Origin of the sequence: Stenotrophomonas sp. LMG 10879, from assembly GCF_002750935.1 — a bacterium.
Lineage (GTDB): Bacteria > Pseudomonadota > Gammaproteobacteria > Xanthomonadales > Xanthomonadaceae > Stenotrophomonas > Stenotrophomonas lactitubi_B.
The window spans coordinates 104,475-121,120 of the sequence record NZ_PEJT01000012.1; the positions used below are offsets into that span (position 1 = coordinate 104,475).

Below are 16,646 nucleotides of genomic sequence, written 5' to 3' on the forward strand. Positions count from 1 at the left end.
GATCCAGTCGGTTTCTCCCCTCCCGCGCCGGTTACGACTTGATCCCCTCCGTCCCCTTTTTGCCGTGCAGGCGCCAGAGGGCGAGGGCGCTGTACAGCACCAGCAGCACGGCCAGGGTGATCAGCTCGTGGCTGACCTCGGCCAGGCTGGCGTCCATCTGGTTGAGGCGCACCATCAGGTTGATGCCGGAGGTGGTCGGCAGCAGCTGCGCCAGCCACACCAGCGGGCGCGGGGTCATCACCGCCGGCCAGGACAGGCTGGCCAGGAAGAACAGCAGGATGGAGGTGGCGATGATGTACTGGAAGGCGCGTTCGCGGGTGCGGAAGAAGCTGCCGACGAACAGGCCGAACGCTACCGTGGCAGCGATGAACAGCGTACCGCCCAGCAGTTGCCCGAGCGGGTTGCCACCACGCGGATAGTCCTGCACCCAGGCGGTGAAGCCGGCGTACCAGAACAGCCCGAACAGCCCGATCAGGCCGAAGCCGAGGGCCATGCCGGTCAGGGTGGGCAGGTCGAACCGCAGGCGCCGGCCCAGCACCAGCCGGCGACCGCCGAGCAGGACGCCGATGCCCATCAGCAGCGTCTGGTGCACGATCAGTTCGGCCACGCCGGGCACGATCGCGCTGCCATAGCCTTCCTGCGTGTTGAACAACGGCCGCTGCACGAGAGTGATCGGTGGCGCCTGTGGCGCGCCCATGAACGCGGCCTGGGTGACTGCGGCTTCGCGGCCGAACGCGCCCAGTGCATCCGCCACGCTGCCCAGCACCCAGCTGGCGCGACCGAGATAGGCGCCGTTGCCGAGCAGTACCAGCTTGGCCGGATGGCCACGCAGGATGTCGCGCTCCAGGTTGGCCGGGATCAGCACGATGCCTTCGGCATGACCGGCCTCCAGCTGTGCACGCGCTTGCTGCAGGTCGGCCGGTTGCCCGACCACATGGGCCACGCGCAGCGAATCGAGCTTGCGCAGCAGTTCGCGGCTGGTCGCGCTGTGGTCTTCATCGACCACCAGCACGGGCAGGTTGCCAGCCACCTGGTGGCGATAGGCGGCGGGGTAGAAGAACGAGTACAGAATCACCGCGCCGACCATCACCACGATCGCGTAGCGGTCGCAGAGCACGGCCAGCAGGGTCTGCCGCAGGCTCTGCCAGATCCGGCTCATGCGCCAACCCCGGCGGGTTGCGCGGCCTGCGGCGTGCGCGCGAACACCAGCAGGCGCCAGCCACCGATGCCACCGGCGACCAGGATCATCAGCAGCAGCGTGGCCAGCGGCCACAGCGACACCACCAACGGCGAGCCGATGAACTGCTGCTGGGTCTGCAGCTTGATGTAGGCGCTGAGTGGCAGCAGCAGGTGCCAGACGCGGGTGAACAACGGCGCGTCGATCACGGGGAACGTGGCGCTGGAAAAGGCCAGCGCGGTGCCGATGCTCAGGCCCACGGCGGACAGGGCCGTGCCCATGTCGCGGGTGACGCCGACGAAGAACAGGGCATAGGCCGCGGTGGCGAAGTAGAGCAGGGGTTGTGCGAGCAGCAGCAGAACCACGCTGCCGGCGATGCCGTCGCCGCGCAGCCAGGCCAGGTAAGCCGCGCCCAGCGCGCCATACAGCGAGAACAGCAGCACGTAGGGCAGCACCTTGCCGGCAATGGCCGACCACGGCGTCTGGCCCAACCAGGCGGGCAGGGTGCCGTCGCGGATTTCGCGGCCGAGGCTGCCGGCCACCGCCAGCGCCAGTACCAGCGACAGTACCGCCGGGAAGATCAGTGGCAGCAGGAACAGCTCGTAGCTGCGGGCCGGATTGAACAGGATGTCCGACTGCACCGCGATGGGCGCGGCACGCAGCTTGCCCGGCCCGACCTGCAGGCCGATGCGTTCGCGCAGCAGCCGCGCGTTCCATGCCGACACCGCATCGCCGATATCACGCGCAGCGGACTGGCCGGTGGTCATGTAGGTGGCGTTGTAATAGGAAAACACCGTGCCCTGCCTGCCGCGCAGCGCCTGGCGGGTCACATCGCGCGGCACCAGCACCACCGCAAACACCTCCAGCCGGCGCAGCTGCGCGCGCGCCTCCTCCATGCCCGCCGGTTGGCTGGCGATGCGCACACCGGGGCTGGCATCGAGCATGCGCAGCAGCAGGCGGCTGTCGCTGCTGTGGTCCAGGTCGACCACGGCAATCGGCACATCGCGCATTACCGATGCGGAGAACATCCAGGCCATCACCACCAACATCAACAGCGGCAGCACGGTGACCAGCGCCAGGTCTGCACGGTTGCTGCGCAACCGGCGTAGTTCGCGCTGCCATGAGCCGCCGAAGCCGCCGCGGTCGGTATTCAGTGCTGCGGCCATGCGAACAGCACGCTCATGCCGGGGCGGAAGCCCTCGATGCGGCGTACCGGGCGCACCCGCACTTCGAAGCTGCGCACGTCATAGCCCGATGACTGGCGGGTGGTGCGCCAGCTGGCGTAGTCGCCCGCGGGATTGATGAAGTAGACCTCGAACTCGCCGTCCTTGCCGAGCGCCGGCACGCTGCCCTGCAGCTTGCTGCCGACCTTCAGGCCCTGCATCTGCGATTCGCGCAGGTTCATCGACACCCACATGCGGTCGATGTCGACCAGGGTGAACACCGGGTACCCGGCCGGTACCAGTTCGCCCGGGTCGGCCATGCGCTTGTTGATCTCGCCGGCCACCGGCGCGCGACCCTCCACTTCAACGCGTGCAGCGTTGACCTCCGCCACCGCGCCCTGGGCCTGCTGCACCTGGCCCTGCGCGGCACGCTTGTCCTGCTCGCGCGCACCGGCCAATGCCATGTCGTACTGAGCGCGGGCGGCGCGGGCCAGTTCGCGCGAGCTGGTGGCCTGGGCAGCGGCTTCGTCGCGCTTCTGCCGGGTCATCACCCCTTCGTTGAACAGGTTCTGCACGCGCCGGTAGGTGGCTTCGGCGAGGGTGGCGCCGGCTTCGGCGCGCTTCCAGTTGGCTTCGGCCGCGCGGATGTCTTCGCTGCGTGCGCCGTCGTTGGCCTTGTCGGCCACCGCCTGCGCCGCGGCCAGCGCGCCGTGCGCCTGCTGTTCCTTGGCTGCGACTTCGGGGCTGTCGAGCAGGAACAGTACTTGTCCGGCCTGCACGCGATCACCCTCGCGCACCTTCAGTTCGGCCACGCGCGCAGTGATCTTGGCCGACACGTTGAGGGTGTCGGCGTCGGCCATGCCCTGGATCTGGTCGGCGGGGCTGCGCCAGGCCAGCCATAGGCCCAGCACCACTGCTACCAGCAGCACCACCAGCAGAATCGGCCCCAGCCGGCGCTTGCCGGGGGGCGTCGTTGCTTCGTCGTGCAACACATCATTCATGATCGATCACCTCGTCTGCACGCCGCCGATGGTCTTCGAAGCGGTCCATCTGTCCACTCACCTCAAGCAACTGGGCCAAGGCGATATCGTATTGGTAGGCCGCCTGCGCACGTTCGACGCGGGCGCCGCCGAGGCCGAGCCGCGCATCGATCACGTCCAGCGAGGTGGCCTGGCCTTCGCGGAAGGCCAGCTCCTGCAGGCGCAGGTTCTCGTCGGCCTGGGCGATGCTGCTGTCCAGCAGCACGAACTGCTGGCGTGCGGTTTCCAGCTCATTCCAAGCCTTGCGCACACCCAGTGCGACCTGGTTCTCGGCCTCGCGCAGGCCGGCCTCGGCCTGCTCCTGCTGCGCGCGTGCGGCGCTGATCTGTGCCGGTCGCGAGTTCGGCGACAGGAAGGTGTACTTCAGGCCGATGCCGAACGCCCAGTCCGGATCGGTCAGCATTTCGTCGCGGCGCCGGAAGTCGTACTGGCCGAACAGGAATATCGTCGGCTTGAGCTTGGCCTGCTGCACGCGCACGCCCTGTTCGGCCTGCGCGACGATCGCCCGCAGGCGCGCGATCTGGGGCTGCCGTGCCTGTGCGGTGCGCTCGAAGCTGGCGACCGGTTCCAGAGGCGCGCGCTGCACGAACAGCGGTGACAGCGGCTGCACATCGCCGCCACTGCGCAGCAGGGTGGCCAGTGCAGCCTTCAGCGTGGCCAGGTCATTGAGCGTCTTCTGGTATTCGCGCTCGGCCTTGTCGCGGGCGACGGTAGCCTGCAGGCGCTGCGCGCGGGTAGCGAAGCCTTCGCGTTCCAGCTTTTCGGCATCGGACAGGTGGCGGTTCAAACCATCGCGCACATCGCGGCGTACGACTACGGCCTGTTCGGCCAGGCGCTGGCCGAAGTAGGCCTGCGCCAGTTGCACGGTCAACGACTGCCGCTGCGCTTCGCGCTCGGCGCTGGCCTGTTCGCTGGCCGCACCGGCAGCACGCTGCGCGGCGGGAATCAGGCCGCCGGTGTACAACGGCAGCACTGCAGTGACCACCGGCCGCGTGCGCCAGTCGCGTTCGGTGAACGACAGCGGCGAGTCGATGCCAAAGGCCTCGGCCACCGGTGCCAGCGAGCCCAGCGGCAGGGTCAGTGTCTTCTGGAACTGGAGGCGGCGCACTTCACCGGTGATTTCCGGCAGGCGCAGCAGGCGAGTGGCTTCCTGCAGTTCTTCCTTGTTGCGCACGCCGGCATCCGCAGCGGCCAGTGCGTCGGAGACCTGTTCCAGCCGCTGCCGCGCCTGTTCCCATTCCAGTGCGGGAGGCGCGCTGGTCTGCGCCGCCGCAGCCAGCGGCAGGCTGGCCAGCAGGGCCAAACCGGCAGCGCTGAGTGCGCGGTGCATCCTTGTCCGTGGGCAGCTCAGGCGCATGCCGTTCCTGTAGTGAAGAAGTGGGCAAACGGTAGTGGTCCGGGCGTGAAGCCGGGGTCTGCGGTAGTCTGGATCATGCTCTTTTCAACGTAGGGTGTTGCCAGCGGCGGTGCGCAGCGCCTGGGTGATGTGCTGCAGCGTGCTCGATCGCACGGCGGCATGCTGCCAGAACAAGGGTACGTCGAGCCAGCGACGAGGTTCCAGCACCACCACCTGCCCGGCCTGTACCGCTGGCGTAACCAGGGCCTCCGGAGCAAGGCACCAGCCGAGTCCACGCGCGGCAGCATCGACGAAGCCGGTGGAGGAGGGCAGGTAGTGTACGGGCGGTTGCAGGCGTGCGCGGGTCAGCCTGCGCAGGAAGCGCCATTGCAGTTCATCCTTGCGGTTGAACACGATCATCGGCGCCGACGCCAACGCGTCGGCCTGCATGCCCTTGCTGAAGTGGCGCCGCGCAAAGACCGGTGCGGCAATGGCGTGGTAACGCATCGCGCCCAGCGGATGCACGTTGCAGCCCTTCAGGGGGGTGCGTTCGGCGGTGACCGCGCCCAGCACGCTGCCGTTGCGCAGCAGTTCCAGGGTGTGGTCCTGGTCGTCCATGCGCAGGTCGAACAGGTAGCCGTGGCGCTGGTGCAGTTCGGCGATGGCGGCGACGAACCAGGTATCCAGCGAATCGTCGTTGACCGCCAGCGGGATCGGCGTGCGGATGGCATCGCTGCCGCGTTCCGGCAGCAGTTCGGCCAGCGCTTCGGCCTGCAGCGTCTGCATCGGCCGCACCCGCCGCAGTAGCACTTCACCGGCAGCGGTAGGCCGGCACGGCGCCTGCCGCACCACCAGCACCTGGCCCAGCCGGTCCTCAAGCGCCTTGATCCGTTGCGACAACGCCGACGGGCTGATCGACAGACGGCGTGCGGCGGCCTCGAAGCTGCCTTCTTCGAGCACCGCGGTGAAGGCGCTCAACTGCGGATGTACCAGGTCCACGCGGTGCCTCTTCAGTTTTTCTGCACAGGATAAAGAAAAACCAGCTGGCCTTAACGGGTCAGTTCGTCGCACCCTGCGCCTCCTTTCACGGTGGAGAGCGTCGGATGTGGATTGCTGCGGCCTTGGCCGGCCTGTTTGCGGGGGCTGGCCTGATCATCGCCATTGGTGCCCAGAACGCCTTCGTGCTGCGGCAGGGGCTGCAGCGGCGCTACGTGGGCATGGTGGTGCTGGCCTGCATGGGCACGGACATTGCGCTGATCCTGGCCGGCGTGGGCGGCATGGGGGCGCTGGTGCTGCAATGGCCGCTGCTGTTGCAGGTGCTGCGCTTCGGCGGGGCCGCCTTCCTGCTGTGCTATGGCCTGCAGGCCGGGCTGCGCGCATGGCGCGGTGGCAGCGCGCTGGCCGCGGCCGATGCCAGTGGTGGCAGCCGGCGGCAGGTGCTGCTGGCCTGCCTGGCCTTCACCCTGCTCAACCCGCACGTCTACCTGGATACGATGGTGCTGCTGGGCAGCCTGTCCACGCGCTATCCGGGTGAGCTGCGCTGGGCGTTCGCGGGGGGCGCCTGCGTGGCCAGCGTGGCCTGGTTCTGCACGCTGGGCTATGGCGCGCGCCTGTTGCAGCCTGTATTCCGCAGGCCAGACGCCTGGCGGGTGCTGGATGCAGGCGTGGCAGTCTTCATGTTCTGCCTCGCCACGCTGCTGCTGTTGCGCCCATTATCGCCATGAGTGCGTGACGCATGCCGCTGTTGCGTGTGCGATTCACCGATACGTCTCACGCGGCCGGGTATAGCGCGCTTGAGTTGTACTCCGTGCATATGCCAATCACAGCGAGAGCTCCCATTGCAGGCGAAGACTGGGGACAGAACGTCGGGTGTTGCGAAGCACCTGCGATCCGCCTTCGTCGAAACGCCACTGGCCGGTCTCGATGTCCTGTGCCAACAGATTCGAGGCGGTCAAGCGCAGCTTGCCGCGCCTTTCCGTTGCGTACTGTGCCCAGGCCTCAAGTTCGCGTCGGTAGGACGTGATGTCCAGCTCGCTCAGGCTGTAGCGTATTCTGCCTCCGCTGCGATGAGTGTACGCCAGGCCACTGCTCCACCGCGATGAAATGCGGTAATCGAGCGATGCACTGGCGGTGAATGGCACCTGGTCTTCTATCCGATTGTCAGGTCCGGGAAGATCCCTGACCCGGGAGTGGTTCCAGGTGGCGTTGCCGCGCAGCTCGATATTCGGCCCTCTGCGGAACAGACGTGCCAGCGGCATCCTGCCATCCATTTCGATGCCCCAGGCAATGGCGCGGGTACCATTGACCGGTGTCGATACCCAGCGCCCGTCACGTAGTACCGTTTCATTGCGGATCGGTGCGTCGATGCGGCGCAAGTAGCCGCCGACGCTCCCTTGTGTACCGTCACGGCCGTGGATTTCCCAGGCCGCATCCAGACCCCACGCCAGTTCCGGACGCAGCGCTGGATTGCCGATCTCGTCGGGGTTCAGTGGGCGGTTGTTGGTGGATGTGTACGGGCGCGGGACCAGTGAGCGCAGCGCCGGTGCGCGGAAGCTGCGGCTCAATGAGACCCGCAGCTGGTCCTTGCCCTTCGCACGCTTCCACAGGCCCTGCAGAACGGGCGTGAACACGCTGGTGCTGTGGCGCATCGTGGCGAAGTTACGCCCTTCGCTGCGGGTCTGCAGTTGTTCCCAGCGGCCGCCGATGTAGAGGGCACTGTGCGCTCCCAACGGAAACTCATCCTGCGCGTACAGCGCCAGGCGCTGCAGGCGCGCATCGAACGAAAGGTCGCTGACCGTTGATTGTTCGCTGGGGGAAGAGTGCAGCTGCTGTACTCGGGATTCGCGGCGTGAGTCCATGCTGCTTTCGGCACCGACCTGCAGCGTATGGCGCCCCCGCGCCGGGAGGGTCCACTGCACGCGGGTGGTGCCGCCCAGCACGTGCAGCTGCGCATCGGTGCGATCGAAAAGATTGTCCTGCTGTGCCTTGTCCTGCCCCTGTTCGCGAAAGCGGTAGTCTTCCCGGTTTCCGTCCACGGCCAGACGCAGGTTCAGGCTACCTCCATCCTGCAGTTTCTTCTCCCACTCTGCGCTGACCTGACCCTGGTCAAGGCGCAGGCGCGTGCGCTGCCGATAATGCGGAGTGCGTAGCGCCGGGCCCAGCAGCGTGTCCCAATCGATGTACATGTCACGACGAAAGTCGGAAGCATCCACCAAGGCCTGCAGCGAAAGGGTCGTGTCATCGCTGGCTCTGAACGTCAGTGAAGGCGAGAGCGAGACGCTGTCGCGTCGGCCGGTGGCACGCAGGCGCGATTGTCGATGCAGCAACGGCGCATCAACACCATCCCAAGCGTCTTCGCTGCCGTGTTCCTCGACCAGGAATGCGCGGGCGGTCGCCGTAGCGGTCAGCGAAAAATCGCGGTCGAGGTTGGCACGGCTCTGCCGCCAGCTTGCTGACGGGGTCATGCGCCCTTGGGTATCGGCCCATGAAACCGTCAGCCGTTGAGTGTCCTTTGCAACCGGTGCACGGGTGACGATGTTGAGTGTGCCGGCGATGGCACCCATGCCCTGATCAACGGAGGGCGCGCGCAGGATTTCGACGCGCTCGATCAGATCGGTGGCCAGTGAGTCCAGGCTGAAACCGGCGGGTGCGCGTTGGCCGTTCAACAGGATCTGCGTGTAGCCCGCGCCCAGGCCGCGCAGTGACACGGTGCCTGGGCGGCCCGGCGCGCCGCCTGAAACGCTGACACCGGGCAATCGCTTGAGTGCCTCCAGCAGGTCGGTGTCGCCGTGTCGCTGCAACGTATCGCGGTCCACCACAATGCGGCTGGCGGTGTCGTCACGGCGAGCGTCGTAGCGCTCGGCCTGGACCTGTACTGCATCCAGATCGGCCGTGATCGGAGGTGCGGGTGTCAGAGGCGGAGCGGCTGCAGCGGTCGTTGATCCTGTCAGACAGCCGATGGTGAACCATACGCTGGCGCGGGCGCGTACCGTTGTCGGGGAGGACGAAGATCGTTGCATTGTCGTGCAGTTCCTTTGTCGTGGTGCGAAAGCCGGTCGCAGCAGGCCCTCCCGCGGCCAGGTATCGAAACGATGCGTAGAGGGGGCGGCCGGGAGAGCCGCCGGTCATTGCCTTACTGCAGCCAGTCCTGTGGGTCCACGCGTGCTCCGTTGCGCAGCAGTTCCATGTGCAGGTGTGGACCGGTGGTACGCCCGGTGTTGCCGCTGCGGGCGATGGGATCGCCCCTGCGCACGCGCTGGCCTGGCTGCACCGCGAAGTCCTGCAGGTGTGCAAACAGCGATTGCCAGCCAGCGCCATGATCAATTACGACAACCGTGCCGTAGTTGGCGCCATCGGGATAGGCGTGCGTGGCGGCGATCACGGTGCCGTCGGCGGGGGCGAGCACGGCGGTGCCACGGCGCGCGGCGAAGTCGGTGCCGTGATGGGCGTTCTGGCGGAAGTCGGAGACGTGACCGAACACGCTGGTTACCCGCGCATTGGACAGTGGCATGAAGAATGACGGGGGTAGCGGCGTGGCTTCCACCAGGGTTACCGACGCGATGGGCAGTGGCAGTGTCAGTGACGTCGGTCCTGCCACCGCGGCGGCCTGTACGGTGGCCAGGCCGACTGTGCAGGCAGAGCCCAGTGCGAACATCAACAGGATGCTGATGATGCCTGGGCGGCGACCACCATCACCCTGCAGCATGTGCTGCAAGCGCACCTGATGGCCGCCGAAATCGCGATGGGTGAGGGCGCTGGCCGGCTGCACTGCCGTCGCGCAGCGAAGTGTCTGGACATAAGCGTGGGCCAACAGGCGGCCGTCGTTGGCAGCACCCCCTTCGGCCAGTGCACGTGCATCGCATTGCAGCTCGGCGGACAGTTGCATGCGCGCGGCAATGCGTCGAACGAAGGGATTGAACCAGTACAGTGCACCAACAAGCCGCATCAGCGCTGCGCGTTGGGGATCACGGCGCTGCAGGTGGGCCGCCTCATGGCCGATGACCAGGCGAAGCGTACGATCCGGCAGGGTCAGGCTGGCCGTGGGCAGGATGATCTGCGGCCGCGGCATGCACAGGGCGAACGGCGTACCGCTACCTTCTACAGTACGCACCGCGATGCCTTCCTGCCGCAGCCCCTGCACGGCGTGGCGCGATTGCGGGCCAGGCAACTGCACTGTCTGCAGCGCATGGCTGCCGCGCAGCAGGACCCACAACCGGCGGCTGGCCAACGCCCAGCGAACGAGGGCCAGCATGGCCCCTGCGATATAGACGGTCAGCAGCAGTGGCGTCAGCCAGGCCATCAAGGATTCGGTCGCCGCGAGCGCAGGCAGTTGCACGGGCAGCAGTACGCCGGTGCCGCTGTCCAGCGCAACAGGCAATGCGCTGGCCAGCTCCTGCAACGGTGTCGCCTTCACCGGCAGCAACAGTGCAAGCAAGGGGGGCAGCACCGCACACAACCATGCCCCCAGCCAAAAGCGCGCCGACGCGTGCGAAAGCCTGAGCAGTCGCTGCAAAAACTGCGCGCCGTACCAGACCAGGCCAGCCCCCAGCAGGCTCGCAGCGAGGCTGATCATCCACAAGGCGGTTGATGACAGGCTCATGGCTGGTCCTCGTCATCCTCGAGCAGCAGCGCCTGCAGTTGCTCGATTTCCTTGTCGCTCAGCAGGCGGCTTTCGGCGAACGCCTGGGTCGGCAGCGGCCCGTCGATCTCCAGCACGCGGCGGGCGAAGTCGGCACTGAGTGCGGCCAGCGTGGCTACCTTGCCGGCCCTTGCGGTGTATACATTCAGACCGTGCTGGCTGCCTTCTTTCACCAGGCCCTTGTCGACCATTCGTTCCAGCGTCTTGCGCGTGGACGAATACGACCAATCCAGCGTGGCGGCCGCCGCGTTGTGCAGTTCGCGTGCGCTGCAGGGGCCGTCGCGCCACAGGCACTTCAACAACTCCAGTTCGGCGTTGGAAGGTGTCGGAATGCGGGGCATGGTCAGACCTGTGCATTTGAACGATGTCGCAAGTGTGCGACATGTGTCGCATGTCGCGCAAGAGGGGGTATCGAGGCAGCGCGCAAGCGCTGAAGTCAGTCGGTCACCATCCGGTCGATGGCGCACAGCGGTGTTTCACCGGGGCGCAGGGTCAGCACGCGCACACCGCTGCGGGTCACGGCCACGGTGTGCTCGAACTGCGCCGACAGCTTGCCGTCACGCGTGTACACCGGCCATTCGTCGGGCTGCTGGCGGATCGCAGGCTTGCCCTGGTTGAGCATCGGCTCGATGGTGAACACCATGCCTTCCTGCAGTTCCATGCCGGTGCCGGCATGGCCGTAATGCAGGATCTGTGGCTCCTCGTGCATCTCCTGGCCGATACCATGGCCGCAGTATTCCTTGACCACGCTGTAGCCGTGGCTGCGGGCATGGCGGGCGATGGCGTGGCCGATATCGCCCAGGCGCGCGCCGGGCCGCACAGCGGCGATGCCCTTCCACATGGCCTGGTAGGTCACCTGCACCAGCTTGCGCGCGGCGTAGTCGACTTCACCCACCAGATACGTGGTGCTGGAATCGGCGATGTAGCCGTTCTTCTCCAGCGTGATGTCGAGGTTGACGATCTGGCCATTGCGCAGCACGTCATCGGCCGACGGCATGCCGTGGCAGATGACGTTGTCGATCGAGGCATTGAGCACGTACGGGAAACCGTACTGCCCTTTGCTGGCGGGCCGTGCCTGCAGGTCGTCGACGATCATGCGTTCGACGATGTCGTTGATCTCCAGCGTGCTGCGGCCCTGCAGGGGCAGGGCATCGAGCATGGCGAAGACCTGCGCCAGCAGTCGCCCGGACTCGGCCAGGCGGCCGATCTCGTCGGGGCGCTTGATGATGGCCATCGGCTCAGGCCCGCCCGGGTGCAAGCAGCTGCGGCTGCACGCCGGCGGCGCGCAGTTCGCTGGCGACGACGTCCTGGAAGCTCAGGGTCGGGTTCATCTCGCACAGCATGCCGACCCGGATCCAGAACGTGGCCTGGGCATTGATCGAGCGGTTGGAGACGGTGCAGGCACGGCGCAGCTGGTCGTGCAGGGTGTCATCGATGTTGACGATGCCCATGGGCGTTCTCGACAGGGGTTATATGAAGCGTATACGAAGCGTATATTCCCACTCAAGCCCGCGGCATTCAGCCAGCGTCCGTGGCGAAGCGCAGGCGGTTGCGGTCCGGATCGACGATCAGCATTTCGCGGCTTCCCCAGTCCGTATCGTGTGGCGGCTGCTCGATGGGTACCCCCGCAGCGCTGAAAGCACGATGCAGGGCATCGACGTCGGCGACGATGAAATACACCGCGCCGCCCACTTCGCAGTCACCGCTGTGTTCGGTCAGGAAGATCGTCTGGCCCTCGCGGGTGAGCTGGGCGAACAGCGGCAAGCCGGGTTCGAAGCGGTGCTCCCAGTCGACGATGAAACCCAGGCCCTGCACGTAGAACGGCAGGCTGGTATCGGCATGGCGCATGCGCAGCTGCGGGATGACGGTCTGGGGCATGACGGCGGCTCCGGGGGCGGGACGCCAGTGTAGTGTCGAGCCATGCTCGGCTATCGCCTTTTGTAGAGTCGAGCCATGCTCGACTCAGGGGACCGCGAACAGCAGCCGAGCACGGCTCGGCTCTACAAAAAAAGCACTCAGCAGGCGGTCGGCACTGCGGCCATCGCCGCCAGCAGCTCGCGGTTCACCTGCTGGTGCTGCTGCTGCCAAGCCGGCAGATCGCTTGCAGTGATGTCCGGTTGCCCATCCAGCGACGACAGCCAGCGCTTGAAACGGCTCTGATAGTTGGCCAGTGACACCTCGCCGGTGATATCGCTGCCCACCAGTCCACCGGTGCGCAGGGCCTCGATCACCATCAGTGCGTGTTCAAGCTGGAAGCGGCCCTGGTCCCAGTTGCTGCGCGCTACCTCTTCGGCGAACACATCCTTGTCGATCGATAGATAGGTGGGTCGCGGCGCCTGCGCCTGTTCGGCGGCGAACGCTGCAACCAGCGCCTCGGGATGTTCGAAGCGGCGGAAGGCGCCTGCCATGCCCATGCGGCTGGCCCAGCCCACATCCACGTCCATGCACCAATAGGTCAGCCGTCGCCCCAGCAAGGGCCGCCAGTGGTTCTCCCACGCGTGGCCCCGGCCGATATCGGTGGAGGTGATGCCCAGCACGTGCACATGCGATACCTGCGGCAATGCGGCGGCGGCATTCACCCAGGAACCGCAGTGCATGCCGAAGGGAAAGCGCATGTTGTCCGGGTGGTTGTCCAGTACCACCAGCTGGAACGGGGCGCGTGTGTGCAGGCGCTGCAGCAGTGGCAGGCTGAGATGGTGGAAGTCGCCGCTGCCGAGCATCACCGTGCCGAGTTGTGCCGGCAACGGCAACAGAACGTCATCGGCGAAGCGCGCCAGCGTGGCGTTGCGGCAGGCAAAACGCAGCCGGTCATGCCAGTGCTGCAGCGCGAGCGTGCGTGCCTGCGGCAACGGCAGTACGCCACCATCGAGGTCGAGGATCAGCGGGGGACGCAGTTGCATCGGTCACCCCCCTCCATCCGGCTCAGCCTGCAGGTGCGGGGCCAGCCTGCGCAGGGCGGCGCGCAGCAGCGGCGAACGCGCGTGCACCGCATGCACGGTGGAAGTGAAGCGGGCACCCAGTTCGGCCTTGATGCGGGAATCGGTCCAGCCGGCGACGTAGTGGCTGAGGCCGTGCTGCAACGCGTATTCCAGGTTGTGCATCCAGCTGACCGAATACAGGTTGTGGTCGCGCGACTGCGGATAGGACAGGCCGATGTACTTGTCCACCAGCTTGCCGGCGTGCACGTAGCACAGGTTCCAGCCGATCAGCTCGCCGTTGTGACGGTAGAGGAACAAGCGCCCCTGGCCCTGCGTGTCTGCCAGCAGGTGCTGGAAGAAGGGCAGGTCGAGCTGGTCGAAATGCACGGCGCTTTGTGCATACACCTGCAGGTACAGCCCGTGCAGTTCGGCCTGCAGCCGTGGCTCGGCAAGCGCGGGATCGCCGGTAGCGATACAGTCGATCTGCAAGTGGGCACGCGAGCGCAGTTTGCGCCGGATGTTCTTGCGCCGCGCCGTGGACAGGCGTGCCAGGTAGGCGTCGATGTCATCGAAATCGATCGCCACCCATGCCAGTGGCATGCCTTCCAGCTGGATGAACCCACGTTCCAGCAGCGCCTGCAGGAACGCCTGGCTGTGTGCGTTGGCCGCATCGTCCAGCAAGGGCGAATCGATTGCCAGGTCCTTGACCACCAGCAGCCGGCTGTCACCGACGCCGTGGCGCAGCACGTCGTCGGCCAGTGCCGCCGCCGACACATGTGCCGGCAGCGGTGTGTACTCGGTGCTGGTGGCACCGATGAACCGCGTCTGCCAGGTCAGCCACGGCCGCCACAGGCGCGACAGCGGCAACCCCAGCAGGCGCGAGCGCAGTGCATCGTCCAGGGTCGTGGTCAGATCCAGCGGTGCACGGAAGCTGGGCAGGCCACTGGGCAGGCGGCTGGCATCAAAGCCCAGGGGCGGGTGGGCCAGGAAGCCCTCCAGCAGCGCGGCCGGTTCCAGCGCGGTGCTGGAAACACGCGGGATCATGTCCATGCGGGGCACGGGAACCGGCAGCGCATTGCAGTTCAGCCCTTGGCCTTGGTCAACAGCTGGTCCAGCAGCGTGATCGCCAGATCGATCTCTTCGTAGGTGATGTTCAACGAGGGCGCGAAGGTGATCACGTTCTTGTACCAGCCACCGACATCGAGCACGAGGCCCATGCGCTTGCCGTCGTGCAGCAGGTCGCCGGCCAGGCCGATGTCGACCATGCGGTCCAGCAGCTCACGGTTCGGAGTGAAGCCATCGGCGGCGCAGATTTCTGCACGCAGGGCCAGGCCGAGGCCGTCGACATCGCCGATTTCCGGATGGCGTTTCTGCAGGCCGCGCAGGCCGTCGAGGAAGTAGGCGCCCTTCTCCGGCACGGTGCGCTCGTAGTCCATCTCCTTGCCCAGCTTCAGCACTTCCAGGCCCAGGCGCGTACCCAGCGGATTGGAATTGAAGGTGGAATGGGTGGAGCCCGGCGGGAACACGGTCGGGTTGATCAGCTCTTCGCGCGCCCACAGGCCCGACAACGGGTTGAGGCCGTTGGTCAGCGCCTTGCCGAACACCAGCACGTCCGGGGTGACACCGAAGTGCTCGATGGACCACAGCTTGCCGGTGCGCCAGAAGCCCATCTGGATTTCATCGACGACCATCAGGATGCCGTACTTGTCCAGCACGCGCTTGAGGCCCTTGAAGAAGTTGCGCGGCGGAATCACATAGCCGCCGGTGCCCTGGATCGGCTCGACGTAGAACGCGGCGTACTCGGCCTGGCCGACCTTGGGGTCCCACACGCCGTTGTATTCGCTTTCGAACAGGCGCTCGAACTGGTGCACGCAGTGGTCGGAGTACTCGTCCGGGGTCATGCCCTTCGGGCGACGGAACGGATACGGGAACGGGATGAACATCGCGCGTTCGCCGAAGTGGCCGTAGCGACGGCGGTAGCGGTAGCTGGAGGTGATGGACGAAGCGCCGAGGGTGCGGCCGTGGTAGCCGCCTTCGAACGCGAACATCAGGCTCTTGCCGTTGCGCGCGTTGCGGACGATCTTCAGCGAATCCTCCACCGCCTGCGCACCACCGACGTTGAAGTGCACGCGTCCATCGAGGCCGAACTTCTCGTGCATGTCCACCGCGATGGTCTTGGCCAGCTGCACACGCGTCGGGTGCAGATACTGGCTGGCGACCTGCGGCAGGGTGTCGATCTGGTCCTTCAGCGCATTGTTCAGGCGCTGGTTGGCGTAACCGAAGTTGCACGCCGAGTACCACATCTGCAGATCGAGGTACGGGGTGCCGGCGGCGTCGAACATGTAGCTGCCTTCGCAGCGCTGGAAGATCTTCGGCGGATCGACGTAGTGCACGGTGTCGCCGAAGGAGCTGTAGCGGGCTTCGTCTGCCAGCAGCTGCGCATCGGTGATGGCGGCATCGGCGTTCTTGTCAAAAATATTCATCGGTTCGGTTCCGGAGAGGGCATTCGAAGGAAGCAACGGGCGGAGCGATCAGGCGGTGGCGAGCAGCCGCGGAAGCGAGGGCTGAAGCAGGCTGCCGTCGAGCAGGCGCGGCAGCAGCGCGGCAGCGTCGTGGAAGGTGTCGATGGCGGCATGGGGGATGCCGGCGTTTGTGCAATGGGCAATGAGGCGACGCTTGGCGAACACGAAGTCGGCGTGTTCGGATACGCAGAAATCCGAGGCACCATCACCGATCATGAGCACGCGGGGTGCTTCGTCGGCACGTGCCTGCGCCGCGCAGGTGCACTTGCAGGTGCCGCTGCGGCAGCCTTCGGCCTGGTAAGGGGATTCCAGCTGCCAATGGTCGTCACACCAGCGCAGGTGGTTGGCCACTACAGGCAGCGGTGGCAGGCCATGGTTGGCGAGGATGCGATGGATCGCGTAGTCCAGACCGTCGCTGACGATGCGCAGAGGCAGGCCCAACGCGTGTGCGCGATTGACGAAGGTGGCGAAGCCCGGATCGATGCGTACCTGGTCCAGGTGTGCATCGAGGGCGGCCGGATCCAGCTTCAGCAGGCGGACCTGGCCCTGCATGCATTCACGCGAGCCGATCTCACCCGAACGCCACTGATCTTCCAGCTGCTGCCAACCGGGCTGGCCGAACTTTTCCAACAGTGAATCGATGACGTCCTCGAGGCTGATGGTGCCATCGAAGTCACACAGGATGCTCCATTGCATGGGCAGCTCCGTCGATGAAGAGAGGCCTTGGCACGATGCCGGCGACGGGGCCAATGTAGGCAGGCCGTCTTTCTCGTTCCTTTCCGCCTGAAAGCTCGAATGGAGGCACTCGGGAAGCGTTCAGCCAGCAACGCGGCGCAGGCCTCGCCGGGCTTC

16 protein-coding genes are annotated in these 16,646 nt (G+C 66.4%); 1 reads left to right on the top strand and 15 read right to left on the bottom strand.

Annotated features, from left to right (window positions below):
- Window positions 1-31 precede the first annotated feature (31 nt).
- The 5 genes from CR919_RS17415 to CR919_RS17435 all read right to left on the bottom strand — a co-directional run bounded on the left by CR919_RS17415 (window position 32) and on the right by CR919_RS17435 (window position 5,715).
- Window positions 32-1,159: an ABC transporter permease gene (locus tag CR919_RS17415; RefSeq protein ID WP_099821079.1), complete on the bottom strand. Its 1,128-nt coding sequence runs from the start codon at window positions 1,157-1,159 to the stop codon at window positions 32-34.
- The gene (locus CR919_RS17420) at window positions 1,156-2,343 is read right to left on the bottom strand and encodes an ABC transporter permease (protein WP_099821080.1); all 1,188 of its coding nucleotides are present in this window, start codon (window positions 2,341-2,343) and stop codon (window positions 1,156-1,158) included. The genes CR919_RS17415 and CR919_RS17420 overlap by 4 nt, the downstream gene beginning before the upstream one ends.
- Window positions 2,328-3,341, bottom strand: coding sequence for an efflux RND transporter periplasmic adaptor subunit (locus CR919_RS17425; RefSeq protein WP_099821081.1), 1,014 nt, complete (start codon window positions 3,339-3,341; stop codon window positions 2,328-2,330). Before CR919_RS17425 ends, CR919_RS17420 begins: the two co-directional genes overlap by 16 nt.
- Window positions 3,334-4,710: a TolC family protein gene (locus CR919_RS17430; RefSeq protein WP_207761049.1), complete on the bottom strand. Its 1,377-nt coding sequence runs from the start codon at window positions 4,708-4,710 to the stop codon at window positions 3,334-3,336. The genes CR919_RS17425 and CR919_RS17430 overlap by 8 nt, the downstream gene beginning before the upstream one ends.
- 111 nt (window positions 4,711-4,821) lie before the next feature.
- Window positions 4,822-5,715 carry a LysR family transcriptional regulator ArgP gene (locus CR919_RS17435; protein ID WP_099821083.1) on the bottom strand — a complete coding sequence of 298 codons (894 nt, stop codon included), beginning with the start codon at window positions 5,713-5,715 and terminating at the stop codon, window positions 4,822-4,824.
- Window positions 5,716-5,819: 104 nt separating this feature from the next.
- Between CR919_RS17435 and CR919_RS17440 the strand changes: the two genes are divergently transcribed.
- Window positions 5,820-6,440, top strand: a complete 621-nt coding sequence (locus CR919_RS17440; protein WP_099821084.1) for a LysE/ArgO family amino acid transporter — start codon at window positions 5,820-5,822, stop codon at window positions 6,438-6,440.
- Between the two features lie 96 nt (window positions 6,441-6,536).
- Here the strand turns inward: CR919_RS17440 and CR919_RS17445 are convergent, their stop codons facing one another.
- The 10 genes from CR919_RS17445 to CR919_RS17490 form a co-directional block, all read right to left on the bottom strand.
- Window positions 6,537-8,735: a TonB-dependent receptor gene (locus tag CR919_RS17445; RefSeq protein WP_243380298.1), complete on the bottom strand. Its 2,199-nt coding sequence runs from the start codon at window positions 8,733-8,735 to the stop codon at window positions 6,537-6,539.
- 113 nt (window positions 8,736-8,848) lie between these two features.
- On the bottom strand, window positions 8,849-10,315 hold the full coding sequence (locus tag CR919_RS17450; RefSeq protein ID WP_099821085.1) for a M23/M56 family metallopeptidase: 1,467 nt from the start codon (window positions 10,313-10,315) through the stop codon (window positions 8,849-8,851).
- A complete protein-coding gene (locus CR919_RS17455; protein WP_089239687.1) occupies window positions 10,312-10,695 on the bottom strand; it encodes a BlaI/MecI/CopY family transcriptional regulator in 384 nt (127 codons plus the stop codon). Before CR919_RS17455 ends, CR919_RS17450 begins: the two co-directional genes overlap by 4 nt.
- A gap of 95 nt (window positions 10,696-10,790) precedes the next feature.
- A complete protein-coding gene (gene map / locus CR919_RS17460; RefSeq protein ID WP_207761050.1) occupies window positions 10,791-11,582 on the bottom strand; it encodes a type I methionyl aminopeptidase in 792 nt (263 codons plus the stop codon).
- 10 nt (window positions 11,583-11,592) lie between these two features.
- Entirely contained in the window at window positions 11,593-11,805 is a 213-nt protein-coding gene (locus tag CR919_RS17465) for a ParD-like family protein (RefSeq protein WP_025873788.1), read from the bottom strand.
- A gap of 67 nt (window positions 11,806-11,872) precedes the next feature.
- Window positions 11,873-12,232 carry a VOC family protein gene (locus CR919_RS17470; RefSeq protein WP_099821087.1) on the bottom strand — a complete coding sequence of 120 codons (360 nt, stop codon included), beginning with the start codon at window positions 12,230-12,232 and terminating at the stop codon, window positions 11,873-11,875.
- A 137-nt stretch (window positions 12,233-12,369) separates the two neighbouring features.
- Window positions 12,370-13,254, bottom strand: coding sequence for an arginase family protein (locus tag CR919_RS17475; protein ID WP_099821088.1), 885 nt, complete (start codon window positions 13,252-13,254; stop codon window positions 12,370-12,372).
- A gap of 3 nt (window positions 13,255-13,257) precedes the next feature.
- A complete protein-coding gene (locus CR919_RS17480; RefSeq protein WP_099821089.1) occupies window positions 13,258-14,322 on the bottom strand; it encodes a GNAT family N-acetyltransferase in 1,065 nt (354 codons plus the stop codon).
- A gap of 32 nt (window positions 14,323-14,354) precedes the next feature.
- The gene (locus tag CR919_RS17485; RefSeq protein WP_099821090.1) at window positions 14,355-15,755 is read right to left on the bottom strand and encodes an aminotransferase class III-fold pyridoxal phosphate-dependent enzyme; all 1,401 of its coding nucleotides are present in this window, start codon (window positions 15,753-15,755) and stop codon (window positions 14,355-14,357) included.
- 48 nt (window positions 15,756-15,803) lie between these two features.
- Complete coding sequence (locus tag CR919_RS17490) at window positions 15,804-16,490, bottom strand: MtnX-like HAD-IB family phosphatase (RefSeq protein ID WP_099821091.1); 687 nt, start codon at window positions 16,488-16,490, stop codon at window positions 15,804-15,806.
- Between the last annotated feature and the right edge of the window lie 156 nt (window positions 16,491-16,646).